The 17,989-nt window shown below is 56.4% G+C and carries 18 protein-coding genes and 1 pseudogene; 7 read left to right on the forward strand and 12 right to left on the reverse strand.

The features are described from left to right. The 3 genes from H8F23_RS29280 to H8F23_RS09550 form a co-directional block, all read right to left on the reverse strand. Positions 1–142, reverse strand: a 142-nt coding sequence (locus H8F23_RS29280; RefSeq protein ID WP_194934177.1) for a hypothetical protein, incomplete at its 3' end; no start/stop codon positions are given. A gap of 126 nt (positions 143–268) precedes the next feature. Further along, on the reverse strand, positions 269–784 hold the full coding sequence (locus H8F23_RS09545) for an Hcp family type VI secretion system effector (RefSeq protein WP_008084998.1): 516 nt from the start codon (positions 782–784) through the stop codon (positions 269–271). A 453-nt stretch (positions 785–1,237) separates the two neighbouring features. After that, positions 1,238–3,442, reverse strand: a complete 2,205-nt coding sequence (locus tag H8F23_RS09550; protein WP_194934178.1) for an OsmC domain/YcaO domain-containing protein — start codon at positions 3,440–3,442, stop codon at positions 1,238–1,240. Between the two features lie 221 nt (positions 3,443–3,663). Here H8F23_RS09550 and H8F23_RS09555 point away from each other — a divergent pair, with 221 nt between their 5' ends. Further along, positions 3,664–6,276, forward strand: a complete 2,613-nt coding sequence (locus H8F23_RS09555) for a bifunctional diguanylate cyclase/phosphodiesterase (RefSeq protein WP_194934179.1) — start codon at positions 3,664–3,666, stop codon at positions 6,274–6,276. A gap of 44 nt (positions 6,277–6,320) precedes the next feature. Here H8F23_RS09555 and H8F23_RS09560 read toward each other — a convergent pair whose 3' ends face one another. Both H8F23_RS09560 and ppk2 read right to left on the reverse strand, forming a co-directional pair. Next, a complete protein-coding gene (locus H8F23_RS09560) occupies positions 6,321–6,536 on the reverse strand; it encodes a hypothetical protein (protein WP_093433233.1) in 216 nt (71 codons plus the stop codon). Between the two features lie 211 nt (positions 6,537–6,747). Continuing rightward, on the reverse strand, positions 6,748–7,563 hold the full coding sequence (ppk2, locus tag H8F23_RS09565; RefSeq protein WP_194934180.1) for a polyphosphate kinase 2: 816 nt from the start codon (positions 7,561–7,563) through the stop codon (positions 6,748–6,750). 189 nt (positions 7,564–7,752) lie between these two features. On the opposite strand from ppk2, the gene H8F23_RS09570 reads away from it, so the two are divergent. Both H8F23_RS09570 and sseB read left to right on the forward strand, forming a co-directional pair. After that, on the forward strand, positions 7,753–9,879 hold the full coding sequence (locus H8F23_RS09570) for a TonB-dependent receptor family protein (protein ID WP_194934181.1): 2,127 nt from the start codon (positions 7,753–7,755) through the stop codon (positions 9,877–9,879). A 228-nt stretch (positions 9,880–10,107) separates the two neighbouring features. After that, positions 10,108–10,899 carry an enhanced serine sensitivity protein SseB gene (gene sseB / locus H8F23_RS09575; RefSeq protein WP_228759177.1) on the forward strand — a complete coding sequence of 264 codons (792 nt, stop codon included), beginning with the start codon at positions 10,108–10,110 and terminating at the stop codon, positions 10,897–10,899. A 114-nt stretch (positions 10,900–11,013) separates the two neighbouring features. On the opposite strand, the gene H8F23_RS09580 is transcribed toward sseB, so the two are convergent. From H8F23_RS09580 to H8F23_RS09590, 3 genes are read right to left on the reverse strand one after another with little or no spacing between them, the layout of a single operon-like run. Next, positions 11,014–11,991 carry a hypothetical protein gene (locus H8F23_RS09580; RefSeq protein ID WP_194934183.1) on the reverse strand — a complete coding sequence of 326 codons (978 nt, stop codon included), beginning with the start codon at positions 11,989–11,991 and terminating at the stop codon, positions 11,014–11,016. Between the two features lie 48 nt (positions 11,992–12,039). Beyond that, the gene (locus H8F23_RS09585) at positions 12,040–12,909 is read right to left on the reverse strand and encodes a hypothetical protein (protein WP_194934184.1); all 870 of its coding nucleotides are present in this window, start codon (positions 12,907–12,909) and stop codon (positions 12,040–12,042) included. Continuing rightward, a complete protein-coding gene (locus H8F23_RS09590) occupies positions 12,902–13,315 on the reverse strand; it encodes a hypothetical protein (protein ID WP_194934185.1) in 414 nt (137 codons plus the stop codon). Before H8F23_RS09590 ends, H8F23_RS09585 begins: the two co-directional genes overlap by 8 nt. Before the next feature lie 292 nt (positions 13,316–13,607). Between H8F23_RS09590 and H8F23_RS09595 the strand changes: the two are divergent. Beyond that, positions 13,608–14,114 (forward strand): annotated as a pseudogene (locus tag H8F23_RS09595) (TetR/AcrR family transcriptional regulator); the annotation flags it as partial. On the opposite strand, the gene msrA reads toward H8F23_RS09595, so the two are convergent. The 4 genes from msrA to H8F23_RS28840 form a co-directional block, all read right to left on the reverse strand. Then, entirely contained in the window at positions 14,077–14,583 is a 507-nt protein-coding gene (gene msrA / locus H8F23_RS09600; RefSeq protein WP_122609519.1) for a peptide-methionine (S)-S-oxide reductase MsrA, read from the reverse strand. The pseudogene H8F23_RS09595 and the gene msrA sit on opposite strands and share 38 nt — an antisense overlap. An 85-nt stretch (positions 14,584–14,668) precedes the next feature. Continuing rightward, positions 14,669–14,962 carry a hypothetical protein gene (locus H8F23_RS09605; protein WP_194934186.1) on the reverse strand — a complete coding sequence of 98 codons (294 nt, stop codon included), beginning with the start codon at positions 14,960–14,962 and terminating at the stop codon, positions 14,669–14,671. Positions 14,963–15,136: 174 nt separating this feature from the next. Next, positions 15,137–15,391 (reverse strand): hypothetical protein, encoded by a 255-nt coding sequence (locus tag H8F23_RS09610; RefSeq protein WP_194934187.1) that lies wholly within the window; start codon positions 15,389–15,391, stop codon positions 15,137–15,139. Between the two features lie 140 nt (positions 15,392–15,531). After that, entirely contained in the window at positions 15,532–15,912 is a 381-nt protein-coding gene (locus tag H8F23_RS28840; RefSeq protein ID WP_228759178.1) for a hypothetical protein, read from the reverse strand. A 157-nt stretch (positions 15,913–16,069) separates the two neighbouring features. Here H8F23_RS28840 and H8F23_RS09615 point away from each other — a divergent pair, with 157 nt between their 5' ends. The 3 genes from H8F23_RS09615 to H8F23_RS28845 all read left to right on the forward strand — a co-directional run bounded on the left by H8F23_RS09615 (position 16,070) and on the right by H8F23_RS28845 (position 17,970). Further along, positions 16,070–16,519 carry a hypothetical protein gene (locus H8F23_RS09615; RefSeq protein ID WP_095126401.1) on the forward strand — a complete coding sequence of 150 codons (450 nt, stop codon included), beginning with the start codon at positions 16,070–16,072 and terminating at the stop codon, positions 16,517–16,519. Between the two features lie 46 nt (positions 16,520–16,565). Continuing rightward, the gene (locus H8F23_RS09620) at positions 16,566–17,363 is read left to right on the forward strand and encodes an enhanced serine sensitivity protein SseB C-terminal domain-containing protein (protein WP_194934188.1); all 798 of its coding nucleotides are present in this window, start codon (positions 16,566–16,568) and stop codon (positions 17,361–17,363) included. 211 nt (positions 17,364–17,574) lie between these two features. Then, entirely contained in the window at positions 17,575–17,970 is a 396-nt protein-coding gene (locus H8F23_RS28845) for a hypothetical protein (RefSeq protein WP_228759179.1), read from the forward strand. Positions 17,971–17,989: the final 19 nt, after the last annotated feature.

A 17,989-nucleotide genomic window follows, 5' to 3' on the forward strand; every position in this document is an offset into this window, starting at 1 on the left:
AGGCCTTTTCGCTGACCAGTTCCAGCTCGAATTCGAACGGCGTATTGAGGGCCTCACGACCGGTGAACGACAGCACTTGAAAGTCGCTGTCGATGCCATCGACGGTCAGATTGAAATGAGGCTGGTTTGCCGGTGAGAACATCCCTTGTTCCTCGCGCAGTGCTGCGATGTGCAACAGCCCGCTGCGGGGCTATTGGCAAAAAATCTTTAAAAGTGAGTCCGCCCCGGCCAGCCTTGCCGGCCGGGGCGGTACAACTATCAGCCGCGATTAAACGACTGGAGCACGCCAGTCATCGGAACCCGAAGTACCGGAGACTTCGTGGGTCCAGGTGATTTTGCGGTAGGTGAACTGCACTTCTTCCAGGTGGGTGAAATGCGCGTTGCCTGGGTCCTGGCAGTTGTGCATTTTGTTGTTGATGGCGACGATGATCGCGTCTTCCAGTTTGGTGGTGTAGTAGTGCTCTTGGGTGCCTTGCGCCGAAGTGCGGTACCACTGGATAACGATTTCGCTCATGCGCTCGCCGGAAGTCAGCGCCGCTTGCAGCAGCGGCGAAGCCTTGTCGTAGACCTTGGTGATCACAACTGGCTTGTGAACGCGCTGACCGGTTGGCTGACCGGATTGCGGGTCACGCGGGATGATCACGTCGTGGGTGAAAGCCTGAACCATGACCTGGTCTTCGTGGCCTTCTTGAAAGGTGTTGCCAACGGAATCGGCAGTAAATGCGCCGGCAGTGATCAGGCCTTGTTTTTCGCCAGTGACGGACATGTACGCGGGGGTTGCCATGGAATGCTCTCCTTGCTCAAAAGACACAAGCGACAGGCACCATTGCCTGTCCGTGCGAGTTTGGAGATATCAACTTTCATGCCAGTCATTACATTGCCATTGTTCATCAACAACTTGTGTAAACAACTTCAACAGAAGTAGCTATTGCAACCAGGTAGAGTCGTCGTGACTGCGCAACTTCTTGCGCAGTACTGCGCAAGAAGTTGCGCACTTGGCTGCACGCCCTGAACGGCGAGGCCTGTAGCGGTTTTCAGGGATGTTTTCTGGAAACAACTGCGCAACTTCTTGCGCAGTTGCTAAAAAGCGTTTTTATCGTCAATCGACGAAAAATCTCCAGATAGCCTTACTCTCGTTGGCGTTGCATCCACGCAGTTTTGCTGAATAGGCAAAACATCGCGCGTAAAGAAAAGCCAGGCAACTGCCTGGCTTTTCTGGTCAGCGGAAATAATGTAGTCAGTGCGAAGAAGCCGTCACATTCGCCCGCGCCGAATGCAGCTTTTTATAGCTCTCAATCAAACGCAAATGCCGATCCAGCCCCTCCAGCTTCATGCTCGTCGGCGTCAAACCGTAGAAGCGCACACTGCCGTTAACCGAACCAATCGCCGCATCCATACGCTCGTCACCGAACATCCGGCGGAAGTTGGCTTCGTAGTCTTCCAGTTGCAGATCCTCGTCCAGCTCCATCTCCAACACCACGTTGACCGCTTGATAGAACAAGCCGCGCTCGACGGTGTTGTCGTTGTATTGCAGGAACGCTTCGACCAGGTCTTTAGCCTGTTCGTACTTCTGCAGCGCGAGGCAGATCAGCAGGCGCAGTTCCAGAATGGTCAGCTTGCCCCACGGCGTGTTGTCGTCGAACTCGACGCCGATCAGTGTGGTGATCTCGGTGTAATCGTCCTGCTCGCTGTTTTCCAGGCCTTGGGCGAGGTTGCGCAGACCGACCTTGCTCAGGGTGTGCAGGTTGAGGATGTCGGCGCGGAATTGCAGGGCTTTGTTGGTGTTGTCCCAGATCAGGTCTTCGACCGGGTAGATCTCCGAGTAGTCCGGCACCAGGATGCGACAGGCCTTGGCGCCGATATGCTCGTAGACCGCCATGTAGACCTCTTTGCCCATGTCTTCAAGGATGCCGAACAGCGTCGCGGCTTCTTCGGCGTTGGAGTTTTCGCCAGCGCCTGAGAAGTCCCACTCGACGAATTCAAAATCCGGTTTGGCACTGAAGAAGCGCCACGACACCACACCGCTGGAATCGATGAAGTGCTCGACGAAGTTGTTCGGTTCAGTGACGGCCTGGCCGGAGAAGGTCGGCTGCGGCAAGTCGTTCAAACCTTCAAAACTGCGGCCCTGCAACAGCTCGGTGAGGCTGCGTTCCAGCGCCACTTCCAGGCTAGGGTGGGCGCCGAACGAGGCGAACACGCCGCCGGTACGCGGGTTCATCAGGGTCACGCACATCACCGGGAATTCGCCGCCCAGCGACGCATCCTTGACCAGCACCGGGAAGCCCTGCTCTTCCAGGCCTTTGATGCCGGCGAGGATGCTCGGGTACTTCTCCAGGACCTCTTGCGGCACGTCCGGCAGGGCCATTTCGCCTTCGAGGATTTCGCGTTTGACCGCGCGCTCGAAGATCTCCGACAGGCACTGCACCTGCGCTTCGGCCAGGGTATTGCCGGCGCTCATGCCGTTGCTGAGGTAAAGGTTTTCGATCAGGTTGGACGGGAAGTACACCACTTCGTTGTCGGACTGGCGCACGAACGGCAGCGAGCAGATGCCACGCTGGGTGTTGCCGGAGTTGGTGTCGAACAGGTTCGAGCCACGCAATTCGCCGTCACGGTTGTAAATCTTCAGGGTGTATTCGTCGAGAATTTCGCTCGGCAACTCGTCCTTTGGCCCTGGCTTGAACCACTTCTCGTCCGGGTAATGCACGAACTCTGCGTTGGCGATTTCCTCGCCCCAGAACTGGTCGTTATAGAAGAAATTGCAGTTCAGGCGCTCGATGAACTCGCCCAGCGCCGAGGCCAGTGCGCCCTCTTTGGTCGCGCCCTTGCCGTTGGTGAAGCACATTGGCGAATGCGCATCGCGAATGTGCAGCGACCAGACGTTGGGCACGATGTTGCGCCACGAAGCGATTTCAATCTTCATGCCGAGGTCGGCGAGGATGCCCGACATGTTGGCGATGGTCTGCTCCAGCGGCAGGTCCTTGCCGGCGATGAAGGTGCCTGCGTCCGAACCGCCCACCGGCATCAACAAGGCCTGGGCATCGGCGTCGAGGTTGTCGACTTCTTCGATGATGAATTCCGGCCCAGTCTGCACGACCTTCTTCACCGTGCAGCGGTCGATGGAACGCAGGATGCCCAAACGATCCTTCTCGGAGATGTCCGCCGGTAATTCCACCTGGATCTTGAAGATCTGGTTGTAGCGGTTTTCCGGGTCGACGATGTTGTTCTGCGACAGGCGAATGTTTTCCGTCGGGATGTTGCGCGTGTCGCAGTACAACTTCACAAAGTACGCCGCACACAACGCCGACGACGCCAGAAAGTAGTCGAACGGCCCCGGTGCCGAGCCATCGCCCTTGTAGCGGATGGGCTGATCGGCGATCACCGTGAAGTCGTCGAACTTGGCTTCAAGTCGAAGGTTGTCGAGAAAGTTGACCTTGATTTCCATGCGGGATTACCAGAATACGGCTAAACGAATGGCCGCCATTATCCGGTTTTTGCGCGGGAAGTCTTGCCCTTTCGGGAATCGCCGCTGATCGGCGCACTGCACTCGGGGAGGCAAATCACGCGGGTTTCACTACGCTTTCAATGCAGTCCCCCAGAAGAATCTGAACATTGCGCCCGCGCCGTGGTTCTAGATTCAGAAGACAGCGGATCAAGGACGAGCACATGGACCTTTCCAGCTTTGCAGCCCCGCTTCCACCGCGCCAGAGCGCCGTCACCCGCCGCCTGGCCTTCGCGGTCGGTGCGCTGTTTGTCAGTGGCGTGATTGCCGCCGCCGTGGCCTTGCTCGGCATTGCCGAACGCCTCGACAGCGACGAGATCAACAAAACCCGCTTCTATTCCGCTCGCGCGCTGGAAAACCGCATCACCGCCTCGAAAAACTACATCACCAGCTACGCCTACTGGACCACGGCCTACGAGCATTTGAGCGGTCAGGTCGACACCGACTGGGCCTACACCGAGCAGAACCTCGGCAAAACCCTGTTCACCAGTGACGGTTATGACGGCGTGTTCGTGCTCAACCGTGAAGGCACCCGTTACGCGGTGGTGCGCGGGCAAATGGTCGATGCCGAGTTGTCCGCGTTCGTTCAGGTGAGCGCCACGGAGTTACTCGATCAAGTGTTGGGCCAAGGTGACCTGACCAAACCGATCAGCCGCTATTCGCTGTTCGAAGGCTGGCCGGCGCTGGTCTCGGCGGCGGCGATCATTCCCAACGATGAGCGACCACTCGGCGATCCGCAGACCTCTTCGGTGCTGGTATTCGTCGACAAACTTACGCCGACCAAATTGCGTCTGATTGGCAGCGGTTACGGCTTGAACAACCTGACCCTGGCGCCGGACGAGACCATCGACCCGCAGCGCCCTCGGGTGCCGCTGGACAGCACCGGTTACAGCCTGATCGCCGATCTGGAGCGGCCCGGGCAACATTTATTGTGGTCACTGTTGCCACCACTCGGCGCGACGATAGTGGTACTCATGCTGCTGACCGCGTACTTCTTCCGCCACGCGTTGCGGTCATCGCAGTACGTCGATCAGAGTTTTGCTGTCATGCAAACTTCCAATCACGCTCTGGAGAACGCCAACCGCGAACTGGAAGCCAGCGAAGAACGCTTTCGCGCGGTGGCCGAAGCCGCGTCGGACTGGATCTGGGAAGTCGACCGCACCCTGGCACTGACCTACCTTTCGGCACGTTTTAGCGAGGTGACCGGTTATCCGCAAACCCTGTGGCTGGGGCAAGACATCGGTCAACTTCTGTTTTGCGACACCACGCCTCTGGAACTGTGGCTGAGGAATCTCACCGAGCAAGACAGCGCCAGTGACTTGCGTTGCACCTACCGTGACCACGCCGGCCAGCAACGCCACTGTCGGCTCTCTGCCCGGCCGATCTTCGACAAGCACGTGGTTATCGGCTATCGCGGCACCGCCAGCGACATCACCGACGAAGTCGCCGCCCATGCGCAGATCCAGCATTTGTCGATGCACGACGCCCTCACCGGCCTGCCCAATCGCAACAAACTTGCGCGTTATCTGGATGAAGCGTTGCTGCTCAAGGAACATGCACCGCCGTTGTCACTGCTGATGATCGACCTCGACAACTTCAAACCGATCAACGATTCGCTCGGCCACCCGGCGGGTGATGCGGTGCTGCAGGAAGTTGCCGTGCGCCTGCGTGAATGCACTCGCGAAATGGACATCGTCGCTCGTCTGGGCGGCGACGAATTCATCGTGGTGCTTAATGGCATGGATAGCCATCACGAAATCGACAAGTTCTGCACCCGCCTGATCGGCAGCCTGCATCAACCGGTGGTCTTCGAGCACCACCCGCTGCACATCGGCGCCAGCATCGGCATCGCGCTCAGCCGGCGCCACAGTTATGTGCCCAGCGACCTGATCCGTTACGCCGACATTGCCCTGTATCAGGCCAAATCCGAGGGCAAGAACACCTGGTGCTATTTCGAAGCGCACATGAGCGATCAGATCCAGACCCGCCGACAACTTGAGGATGACCTGCGCCACGCGCTCAAGCACAACGAATTCATCCTGCACTATCAGCCGCGCTACAAGGTCGATGGCAAGCACATCGTTTCGGTCGAAGCGCTGGTGCGCTGGCAACATCCGACCAAGGGCCTGCTCGGCCCTGACCTGTTCATTCCGTTGGCGGAGCAAACCGATCTGATCGTCCCGCTGGGTCGCTGGGTATTGCGCGAAGCCTGCGAAACCGCCCTCGGCTGGCCGGAAGACATCCTGCTGTCGGTCAATCTGTCACCGGCGCAATTTGCCCTCAGCGATGTGGTCGAGGATGTTCGCGAAGTGCTGGTGCAAACGCGTTTCCCGGCCAGTCGCCTGGAACTGGAGATCACCGAGAACGTGATGCTCAACGACACCGACTGCGCGCTGACCACCATGAATGCCCTGAAAGAACTCGGTGTGCGCCTGAACATGGACGACTTCGGCACCGGTTACTCATCGCTCGGTTACCTGCGCGCTTACCCGTTTGACGGGATCAAGATCGACAAGCGCTTTATCGCCTCGATCAGCAGCGGCACTAACGATCGCGCGGTGGTGCAGGCGATCATCGGCCTGGGCAAGGCCATGGGCCTGACCGTGACTGCCGAAGGGGTCGAAACTGAAGAACAACTGGATATTCTCGGGGTCGATCAATGCAATGAAGTTCAGGGTTACTTCATGAGTCGGCCGATCGACAAAGCAGCGTTTGCGCGGTTGCTGCAGGATTCCAGAGGTGCACAGTTGAAAGCGAAGACAGGTCGTGTGACCTGAACGGCTACAGGGCGGATCCATCGCTGTAGCCGTTTGCGGCGGGTTCAACCGTTTGATCGCCCCGTATCCCCGATGAACACATTGCCCGCATCCCGCACCAATTGCCGCCACTCGGCGCTGGTGATCAGTCCCTGCTCCTCCATTTCATCGGCTGCCTTGAGCAGTTCGTCGTACTGTTCCTCTGGGTCCAGACGCATCTGCGATTGCGTCGCCAGCTTTCGCCATGCCGCCAGTTTTTCCTGTTTGCGCTGATCGAACATCGGGGATGATCTCGTGAGGGACTCCCTTGATAGAAAGAAAGGTCATCGCAGTGGTTCAGCGCAGTCGACGGATGGACTGTTTGCTTTGGATACACCACCGAACCCTGTAGGAGTGAGCCTGCTCGCGATAGAGAATTGTCTGTAGCGGATGTGTTGGCTGACACACCGCTATCGCGAGCAGGCTCACTCCTACAGGGATTGGGGCAGTTTGTCAGAATTTCTCGGCCACGCGCCGGTATGGGTAATCCGGATCCCGGTACTTGCCCGGTTTCTGCCGTTTGGGCAACTCGATTTTCTCGCGTTTCACATCCTCATACGGAATGCGGCTGAGCACATCGGTGATGATGTTCAGCCGTGCGCGGCGCTTGTCGTTGGAGTCAGCTACCAGCCACGGCGCGTGTTCGGTGTCGGAGTGTTTAAACATTTCATCCCGCGCCCGTGAGTAGTCGTACCAGCGGCTGTAGGATTTCAGGTCCATGGGTGTCAGTTTCCAGGTCTTGCGACCGTCGTTGATGCGCGCCTCAAGCCGGCGAGTCTGCTCTTCGGGGCTGACTTCCAGCCAATACTTGAGCAGGATCACCCCGGACTGGACGATGGCGTGTTCGACCCAGGGAATCGACTTGAGGAATTTGTCCGTCTGCTCATCGGTGCAGAAGCCCATCACCCGCTCGACACCGGCGCGGTTGTACCAACTGCGGTCGAAGATCACCACTTCGCCCGCCGCCGGTAGATAAGGCAGATAACGCTGCACATGCATCTGGCTTTTCTCGCGATCGGTCGGTGCAGGCAGCGCCACCACGCGAAAGACACGCGGGCTGACGCGCTCGGTCAACGCCTTGATCGTGCCGCCCTTGCCGGCGCCATCGCGCCCTTCAAAAACGATGCAGACCTTGACGCCCTTGGCAATCACCCATTCCTGCAACTTGACCAGTTCGACGTGCAGTTTGCGCAAATGCTCGAGGTAATCCTTGTTTTTCAGTTTCAGACTTTCAGGCGCCGTGGCGGCCTTCTTTTTGCCTTTTGCCATGACCTTGGCCTCTCTCCAATAAATGCAGAAACAGAGTGTTGATTGACGGGACAAACCAGACACGTGAGGTTAGTCCATGCCGTGCTGATTGCCATTGCCGGGCAAAAAGCAAAATTGCCATGTGTTTCATTCGTTCTTTGTTGCGTCGCACTGTTCATTGCCTGCCCTTGTCTGCCTGGAGTTTTCTCGATGCCCGCGTCCAAATCCCTGCCCACCGCCCTGCTCGGCCTGGCCCTCGCCTGCCCGGCAATGGCCGAGACTCAAGGTCTGGAACTGGGGCAAGTGCTGATTTCGGCCGACGAGCAAAGCGGTTCAGATGCGAGCGTCGAAGAAGCCAAAACCCGTCTGGAACAAGTCCCCGGCGGCACTAACGTGGTCGACATGCGTCAGCCATTGCAGGGCCGCGTGGCGAGCAATCAGGATGTGCTGGCCTATCAGCCGGGGGTTTATGCGCAGTCGGCGGGCAACGAAGGCGTGAAGATCTCAGTGCGTGGCTCGGGCATCAACCGCGCGCCGGGTGCCCATGCGTCGGGGCTGTACACCATGCTCGACGGCCTGCCTCTGACTGGCCCGGGCGGCACGCCATACGAATTGCTCGAACCGCTGTGGGTCGATCACGTTGAAGTACTGCGCGGCGCCAACGGTTTTGATCGCGGTTCGCTGGCACTGGGCGGCGCCATCGATTACGTCAGCCACACCGGCTACAACGCGCCGAAACTGCAAGTGCGCTACGCCACCGGCAGCCACGGCTATCAGCAGCGCCAGATCAGTTCCGGGCAAGTGCTCGGCGATTTCGATTATTACGTGTCGCTGACCGATTCCAACGCCGACGGCTATCAGGATCACACCACCAGCGAGAGCAAAGGCGTAATCGCCAACTTCGGCTATCGCTTCAACCCGAACCTGGAAACCCGCTTCTATATCCGTTACCGCGAGACCGACAACGACCTCGCCGGCCGCGTGACCAAGCACTCCATCGAACACTCGCCCCGGGCGGCCAATCCGTCCTATGTGGCGCGCGATGACAGCCGCAAACAGCCGGGCAGCACCTTCATCGGCAACAAGACCACCTATTACATCGACGACGACTCGAGCATCCAGACCGGCCTCGTCTACCACGATTACCCGATGGACCTGCGCGAAGGTCCGAACCGCTTGAAGGTCGCCTACACCGACGTCAGCGGCACCTTCGACTACAAGCGCCGTGACACGATTTTCGGCATGGAAAGCCGCAGCAACGTCGGCCTGCGCGTGACCAAACACCTGCCCAACGACGGTGCCAGCGAGTTTGTGCGCATTCCCACTGGCAACACCGCCAGCTACGCGCCGGGCACGCGCATGCGCAACTTCACCTATCAGGGTTCGGACACCGTTCTGCACTTTGGCAACGATCTGGAAATCGCCGACGACCTCTGGCTGACCACCGGCCTCGCCGCTATCTACACCCGCCGCGAAAGTGCTGTCACCTACCCGCAAAGCGGCGGCAAAACCAGCATGAACGACTGGGACTACGCGCCGCGCCTCGGCCTGCGTTACCAGATCACCCCGGACCTGCAAGTGTTCGGCAACCTCAGCCGCTCGGTTGAGGCGCCGCATCCGTGGTCGCTGATCTACAGCTCCAACGTGCGCTTCCCGGCGGGTAATGGCGCCGCAACCGGCACGCAGAAAGACCCGATCAAACTGCAGAACCAGACCGCGACCACGCTGGAGCTGGGCGGTCGTGGCGACAGCGCCGTCGGCGAGTGGAGTCTGGCGTGGTACTACGCGCAGGTGCGGCATGAACTGCTGTCGGTGTTGCCGGATGCCAACGCCGTTACACCTTATGAGTTGAACGCCAGCCCCACGGTGCACCAAGGCGTTGAAGCGAGCCTGAACAGCAAACTCTGGTCGGCGGCCGATGGCCGTCAGTTGAGTTTGCGTCAGGCGTATACCTTCAGCGATTTCCATTATCGCGATGACGATCGTTTTGGTGACAACCGCCTCCCCGGTCTGCCGATGCATTACTACCAGGGTGAATTGCGGTACGACTGGCCGCAGGGATTCTTTGCTGCGGTGAATACGCAACTGGTGTCCAAAGTTGCGGTGGATTACGCCAACAGTTACTACGCCGATCCTTACGCACTGTTCGGCGCGACGCTGGGTTACAACGCGCCGAAGGGTGACTGGCAGGGTTGGGTGGATATGCGCAATTTGACCGACAAGCACTATGCGGCGACGGTGACGCCGGGGTATGACGACAAAGGGCTGGATGCGGCGCGGTCTACGCCGGGTGAAGGGATGGGGGTTTATGTCGGGGTGTCGTGGAGTTTGCTCTGAAGCCTTCCCCCTGCTGGCGATGGCGGATAGGCTGTGCCAAGGAAGTTGACTGACCCACCGCAATCGCTAGCAAGCCAGCTCTCACAATGATCTGCGCTGTACCGCGACCTTGTGAGCGACCCGGAAACCTGTGGGAGCGGGCTTGCTCGCGAAGGCGTCAGTCGAACCAGTGTCGATGTAACTGATCGACGCTTTGCCCTGTTTTTGACCGAGTCACGGATGAACACCATGGATACCCAACCAGAAAACCTGCTGGAAAAAAGCCTCAAACGGGCCGCCGACGAACCGGCACATCGCCCCGAGTTTTTCAACACACTGTTGAACTCAAACGTTTACATTCTCGGCACCGCCGGAGATGCCGACGACCACGTCAATCTCCAAGCCGGCAGCAACATCAGCATCGCCCATTGGCAAAAACCGGACGGCACCCCGGTCATCCCGTTTTTCTCGTCACTGCAAACACTGCAACAGTCCATCGACAGCGAGCAGACCTACCTCGAAATACCCGCTAGATCATTGTTCGAAATCACACTGGGCGCCCTGCTCTGCCTGAATCCGAAGTCGCCGTACGGCAAAGAGTTTTTCCCGCAAGAGGTGCAAAATTTGCTCGCCGATGCCGTTGGCCAGACCGCCACGCAACGCACGGTCGAGAAAGAAACCAACGTGCTGCTCGGCCAGCCTGCCGAATACCCGTCACAAATGGTCCACTCGCTCACCCAACTGCTCGCCAAACATTCCAATGTGAAGCGCGGATTTCTGGCATTGATGCATGACACCTCGGTGGACGAAAAACCGCACTTGATCGTGGGCATTGAGGCGGACGGCGATATTGAGCGGGTTATGCGTGAGGCGGGCAATGTTGCCGGGGATACCGCGCCACAGGGCGAGCCGGTTGATTTATGCCGGGTATCCCAAGGTGAAGCCGGCCTGAGTGATTACTTTCTCAGGGAGACCACGCCGTTCTATGAACGCAAGTGGGGCAATAAACTGCGTTCTTTTCTGGGGTTTGGCAGTGCGTGATCACGTTCGGTTTTAGCAGTGCAAGCCCGCGCGATCGGGCTTGCTTGTCATGGAGGTGTCATGAGAACTGAAGCAGCTTGAATGCACGGTTCTCAATCTTTAGTGGCTACCTCATCAGATCGAAAGGATGTCCTCGAAGAAAGGTTCTGCCTGCTCCCACTTCCTACCGGATTTGATCATGTTCATGAAGTTTGATGTTTCCTGGATGGCTTTCTCGATATTGGCCTTGTTCATCTCGTAACCTCCATCGAACATGCAGTGCTGCGCACGGTTCTTATCATCGTACCGGTACATTTCCATCAATTTTCCGGTGCCTCCGACCCGTCGTGTGTGCCCGGCACTGTAACTGTCCTGAATCACATGGGCGATAGCGCCAGTCGCTAGCTCCTGCAGAGTCAACTGAAGCATGGCCGGGCTTGCCGGTTTTCCATTCTTGACTCGAAAGTGCAGCTTCATATCGTAAAGATCCAGAACTGTGCACCTCCCACCCGGCGAGGGGCATCCGACTTTTGCAAAGAACTCATTGTAAGGAGTGCTTCTTCGCAGAGTGTTGTAAGGCACTTCGCCGATTGCCACTCGGTAGGAGTACTCCAACCATCTGCGAAGTCGCTGCAAGGCTATGGTCTGGTCGGCATCACTTGGCAACATCGCGTGCAAGAACTGCAAATCTCCGTAGTGCGACCGGTTCATGATGGTGGTGCCTTTTTCCTCCAGAGCAATCTTGCGTCTGAACTCCAAGGCGTTCCGCCAGCCACCGTAATAAAACGCTTTGCGAAGCAGTTCTTCAGGATCGTCATTCCACTCCACGCCCCCCAGTAGAGGTGAAAGCCAAGTCTGCTCTTTTATCGTTGAACCGTAAGCCTTCAGATAAGCGATCCTGATGATGGCCTCGTGGATGGGCTGACCTTTGCCATCTCTCACATAGTTTTTGTCCTTTAGGCAGCGGTTCGCCAGATTGTTGGAGTAGAAGTAGATGTTGGACACGCTCGACAGAGGATCATAGGCCCCACCATCAAGGCTTTCCGGGCGAATCTCGAAGGCCCCCAGATTCGTACAGATCAGTAAAGCAACCGCAGTCACGATACTTCGCATAGAAGCTCCTTCCTCAATCGACTTGAGTCGAAAGCAAATCGTTAGCCGCTAAGGTTCCGCAATTGGGTTGGCGGCACCGGTCGAACGACTGCACATTGCAATCAGATCTTTTTTCTGTGCTGCGTCCGCAGTACTTTTGATCAGGTTCAGGCACTGCTCCAACACGGCATAACGCTGAAGTCCCTGCGTCAGGTTTTGAGCGGCGACTCCGGTGGAAAACATTTTCCCCAATTGATGCGAAACACCGGATGTCCCTTCGCTTTTTAACCCTGAATCAAAGCTGCCGAACACCGACATCGCGTCACGCTTGCTGATGCTCAGTACTTGAGCGATCTCTTTTTTCGTTTCGCCCGCTTCGACTTCTTTCTTATTGATACCTTCGGTCACGCTGCCGACAGTTTCCTTCACTTGCGTTGGAGTGAGTACTTGCTTGGACTCAAGTTTGGTTTCTATGTCTGGGGGTAAAATTAGCAGTTCGGACAACTTTTTAGAAAGCGGCTTTGAGCCAAGAGAAGTTTTATTGTCAATTAGTGTTTTGTGCTCGATAAGCTGGGTTCTCGCCGACTTCAGTAAACTCACCTGTTGTTCTTTTACGACAAGGTCTTTTGTCAGCTTCGCTACTGCCTGTTGTTGCTCCGGGGTTGCAGCAGCCCGTTCAGCTTGCGGTCCCTCGCCATACGTTGCATAAATTTCTTTTATTGGCGTAATAACACCTTCGGTTTCCTTCGACACAGCCAATGGGACATACGCGGCATCGATGTTCTTGAAGCCAAGGTTCATGCTAAAACCCGTTGATTCAGTCGTAGGCGCTGAAATATCAATGCCCAGTACTTGTTTAGAGGTATACACCAGAGGTGCTTGCTGCAACGGTGAACATCCACCGATCAGAAGAGTTGTGGTCAGAATGTATTTATTCATGGAAGGCTCCTTGGGCGGGATAGATGCACAGGGTATTGACATCGACCCCGGCGGATTCAAGAGTCGCTCTTAATGTGTTGGCAGCTTCGGCACTGGTATTGATGAAAACCGCTACGCATTTACTGGTGGGCAGGCTTAGGAAGGTCTCTCTGTTGTAGCCGATAGATAACCCGGTCGGGCCACTAATAATTCCGACACCGCGGCTTTCCAAGAAAAGAGTTTTTTGCGCTTGGGTCGAATCGATGGTGTAAATGGGCAACCCGTAATACTTTTGAACCAATGTGCCCTCGTCATAAACATTAATAACGCTGCAGCCCGATAGCGTCCCCATTGCCAATAGGAGTGTGACGATCGCAATGAACCACCCTCTTCCTGGAGCGGACTTTGTTTTCCGACTATTGAGCATCGAGCATCCTTGCTTGGTGAAAGGTTACGGGGGCTCCACGCACTTCGCGTTGACCTAAAAACCAATATAGACGTGTTTTCTGAGATTGCTGCCAGCACCGCATATTTCTTTATGCAATGTTGTATGTAATGCAATGAACACTATGCTACGGCGTCACTGATCAAAAATATGGCGCCATTATTTTGCAGAGGTGAGTTAACAGGGAATTCAAAACTTGGAAACTAGTGAATAGTTGAAATTAAGAACCTGTAATGAAAAGAGACTGCTTCGACCCGTTTTACCATCACACGAGTCGCAGCATCAGTACTTCCCCAACAAAGCCGCAATCCTGTTCCGCTTGCAGAGCGATGAGTGGCTGCACACCACCCAGATGCTGCAGCGAATTCTGCAGGAGTTTGAACAGCCGCCACTCCAACGCCTGGGTACGCTGGTGCAGGCATTCATTCGTTCAGAGTGCGACGAAGCGCAGATGCGCGGCGCGCTGAACGACGCCGCCCCGCTCTACCGCAACGCCCCCGAGGCCCACGCAGTGCGTGCGGCCGGGCGGCAGATTTTCGCGACATTCATGGAAGAGTTACTGCCCGAGGTCGGTGAGCAGATCCGTACCGCAGCGTGCGATTTGATCCTGACCACGCTCAGTTCGGTCGGCAAGGATTTTTCCGGCAGCCCGCGTACCGAGGAGGAAATCTCGGTATGCGCCGACGGGCTGGCGGATATGTTCAGCGCCTATGTACTGGCGCTGAATGAGCGGCGTGCACCGCTCACGCGCGCTTCGGCAGCTTCCAGTTCGGTCGAATGAAATGGCAGGTGTAGCCATTCGGAATACGCTCAAGGTAATCCTGATGCTCCGGCTCCGCTTCCCAGAACGGCCCCGCCGGTTCGATTTCGGTCACCACACGACCTGGCCACAGTTTTGAGGCGTCGACATCGGCAGCCGTGTCTTCAGCGACATCGCGCTGTTCTTCGCTGAGGTAGTAAATCGCCGAGCGATAGCTGCGACCAAGGTCGTTGCCCTGGCGGTTGGGCGTGCTCGGGTCGTGAATCTGGAAGAAAAACTCGAGGATCTGTCGATAGCTGATCACCGCCGGATCGAAGGTGATTTCGATAGCTTCGGCGTGGTCACCATGGTTGCGATAAGTAGCGTTCGGCACGTCGCCGCCGGTGTAACCGACGCGGGTCTGCAACACGCCGGGATAGCGCCGCAGCAGATCCTGCATGCCCCAGAAGCAGCCGCCGGCGAGGATGGCGGTTTCGGTTTGAGTGGTCATGGCGTGTCGTTCCTCTTCGGGGTGTTGGGTATAGCGATGGTTATGAGGGCGGGTTGGCGGATTCCAAGGGGCTGAGCCAATAGAACTATTCCTGCGCAGAAACCTGATTGGCTTCCTCAAGCAAAGAACCCGTAATCCTTCGGCCGCTGTAATCACTGACAAAGTAATTGATTCGGTTAGCCAGATACTGAATCGATAACCAGCCCAAACCGTGGTAGTCACGCATCTCCTCGGCGTTGAGCTTGATCATGGATTGGTACCCCACAAAAGACGCTTCACATTCAACGAGGATGTAGAAAGAACCATCTTCAGCCTTGAAAAGTCGCCAATAGCTGTCGTCGGTGTGATATTGCGCGGGGGTGAGTCGAATCCGTTCCATGATTTTAATTCCGTGGATTTTCTCTTGGTTTTGAGACCTTAACATGGCTGCAAAGCCACAATTTAGATCAGGTGTTTCTGGCCGGTTGCCGGCGTTAACAACATTCAGCTTCGGGTCCAAAGCGCCAATCGCGGATTGAAGAGACAAAAGTTATGACAACAGCACATTCACCCGCTAAACACCATTAGACGCGAGCTCCAGCAACTTGGTGAATTGAGCAATCGCCCGATGAATTTCATCCTGAGTATCACCATCCCAATCCTCAACGGTCGCCAATTCAGCCTTAAGCGCGTCAATTCGATCGCGAATTTCAGCAATCTCTTCATACCCACACTGGTGCGCAATTGCCGCCCACTTCTCATCCGAAATACGCTGCTGTACGGAAAGGCCCACACTCGCTTGCGCGATCATTGCTGACAGTTTGCTCATCAAATATCCCTCCTCTATTCCTTGCAGACAGTCGGCCCTATGCCCTCACCGGAAATGGGCATGATGTCATTGGCCGCGCTGAGCCTCAGCGCTTTATTACTGAACAGACGCCCAAATCAGCGGGCTAAACGAGACCGGATCTATGCCGACATACGGTCCCGGGATACCTCAACGTAACTCGACTCCCCGCCTCCACTGGCACCGGACAACCACCCCCACACGAAGCTCAAAGTCGTTCGTCCCGCGTCATCCACCCCGACAATGCCACGGGACCAACCGGACAAAACCTCGTCCTCAGTCGTCAGGCAATGAAACAGCAACTCAATGGTGTCAGGGCCGGTCACGCGCCCCACTTGGTGCCCCATACGAATCCGGCCGCCCTGGTAAGTGCTGGAAATGCCCGAACCCTCAACACAGTAATGAAACACCGTGCCGCGACCCGACAGTCCCTGCGTATTATTCGCTACCGCGAATCGGCGATCGTGCAAACGTTCGCTGACTTGAGAAAAAAGGGTTCCCATAAATATCGCGTCCTTGATGTAGAAGGCTATTCCAGTGTGTGAGCATCCTACCCCATCGAATTTTGGATTTATCAGCCGGCTTTTCTGAAAGTTTTTTCAGGCGCGTAAAAAACTGCTCAGGGTTCTGCCGGGCAAGCCGTTACAACAAGGGAGGCGTATGAAAGTAAGTCGCGACGACAGGCCTGAAGCATTCCAACGTTTGGAACACCTTCTATACGGCTTCAACTATCAGGTATGGGTAAACGTCTATGGCCCGCTCGATGCAAGTCAGCCATTAGTTGATGCCCTTGAAAACGCAATCTCGCCGCGCAGTGTGGTCGCCAACATAACGACCACATCCATTGCCGAGGTGCAAAAGGACGTGATCGAGTTACTGCTATATCCCGGTGAGCCAGGGATTGGTCCGATTGAGCTTGACGTTAAACGCGAAGAAATCACGCGACTTGCCAACGAGATGATGCAACTTGCACATGTCGATGAGGCTGACCAGATAAGCGCCTTCAGATACGTAAAGGGGCACCCGGGTTATCCGGTGTTCTGGGAGTTTGCCTACGACGTACACGCTCAAGGGAAACGCTGGATCCTGCTAGGGTGCAGCAGCGACTGATCTACTCTTTGCCATTCATTTTTTGTCTGTTTTTATGGAACCACCGATGGACATCAGCAATACCCTGGAAGAAAACACCCTAGAACAATCGCTCGAGTTGGCTGCGAAAGAACCTGCCCGCCGACCTGAATTTTTTAAGACGCTGTTGAACTCAATGGTTTATGTCCCGGGCTCGACCGGCGCGGGCAAGGGACACATTGACCTTGAGGCTGGCAGCCAAATCAGCATCGCACATTGGGAAAAGCAGGACGGCACGGCAGTCATCCCGTTTTTTACCTCGCTGCAAACGCTGGAACAGTCCATAGCTCGTGGCGAGTCTTACCTGGAAATTCCGGCCAGATCCCTGTTTGAAATGACACTGGGCACTCCGTTGTTCCTGGAACCGAAGTCGCCCTTTGGCAAAGAGTTTCTCCCGGAAGAAGTGCAAAATCTGCTGTCCGCCGAGATTGGCCGGACCACACAACGCACATTGGAAAAAGACGCCCACGTGCAACTCGGGCAGCCCGCGCAATATCCAACAAAAATGGTTAACGCGCTCACGCAGCTATTCGGCAAACATCGCAACATCAAACGTGGGTTTCTGGCGCTGATGTACAACGTAACGACGGATGAAAAACCTCACCTGGTCGTAGGCATCGAAGCGGACGGCGATATTGAATTGATCTTGCGCGAAGCCAGTCAAGTTGCCAGGGACACCGCACCCGATGGCGAAGACGTTGGCCTGTATCGCATTCAGGAAGGCGAACAGGACCTGAGCGATTACTTCTTTACACAAACCACTCCGTTCTATCAGCGGACGTTGGGCAGCAAACTGCGTTCATTGTTTGGTTTTGGTAAAGCGTGACCGAGTTCAACCCCAAACTGACCGCAGATCAGGCGTGCGCAATCGTGCTCGCGCTGTTTGACGGTGTGATGAGAGATGGCAAACCCGAGCGGTTTGTCATTCAGCACTGTGAGCTGTCCGCCAACGGTGATTAATGGGTCATTCGCAGTAACAGCGAGGACTGCGTCGTCCAAGGCATGACAGAGTTCTGCTACGTCGGTTCAATGCACACTTGATCAATGTGGTGACCGGCGAGCGCGAGACGGTCGCCAATTGCTTTAGTGTCGAGGAGTATCTACAGGACAAGTACGACCTGACCGCGGCGGCGGCGGGCAAACAGTATGTACTGACCCCGCAACTCGACCGGGCCGATAAACCGGCACTGATCAATCTGCGCCGGAAACTGCAATGCACCTACCCGCAAACCCTCGCGTTGCTGACGGGCCCGCAACGGCTATGGCTCACGGGTACACGCAGACGTCTGGAAGATGCGCAGCGACTGCTTCGTGAACAAGGCATCACCACTCAAATCGAGTTAGTGCCTGATGCCAGCGAAGCCGTCGCCATCGGCGTCGAAACCTGGTACATCGAGGCGGTGCTGAAGGCGGTGCGTAAGCGCTTGAGTTGAGCGGCGAATGACTCGTCGC

Origin of the sequence: Pseudomonas neuropathica, from assembly GCF_015461835.1 — a bacterium.
Taxonomy (GTDB): domain Bacteria; phylum Pseudomonadota; class Gammaproteobacteria; order Pseudomonadales; family Pseudomonadaceae; genus Aquipseudomonas; species Aquipseudomonas neuropathica.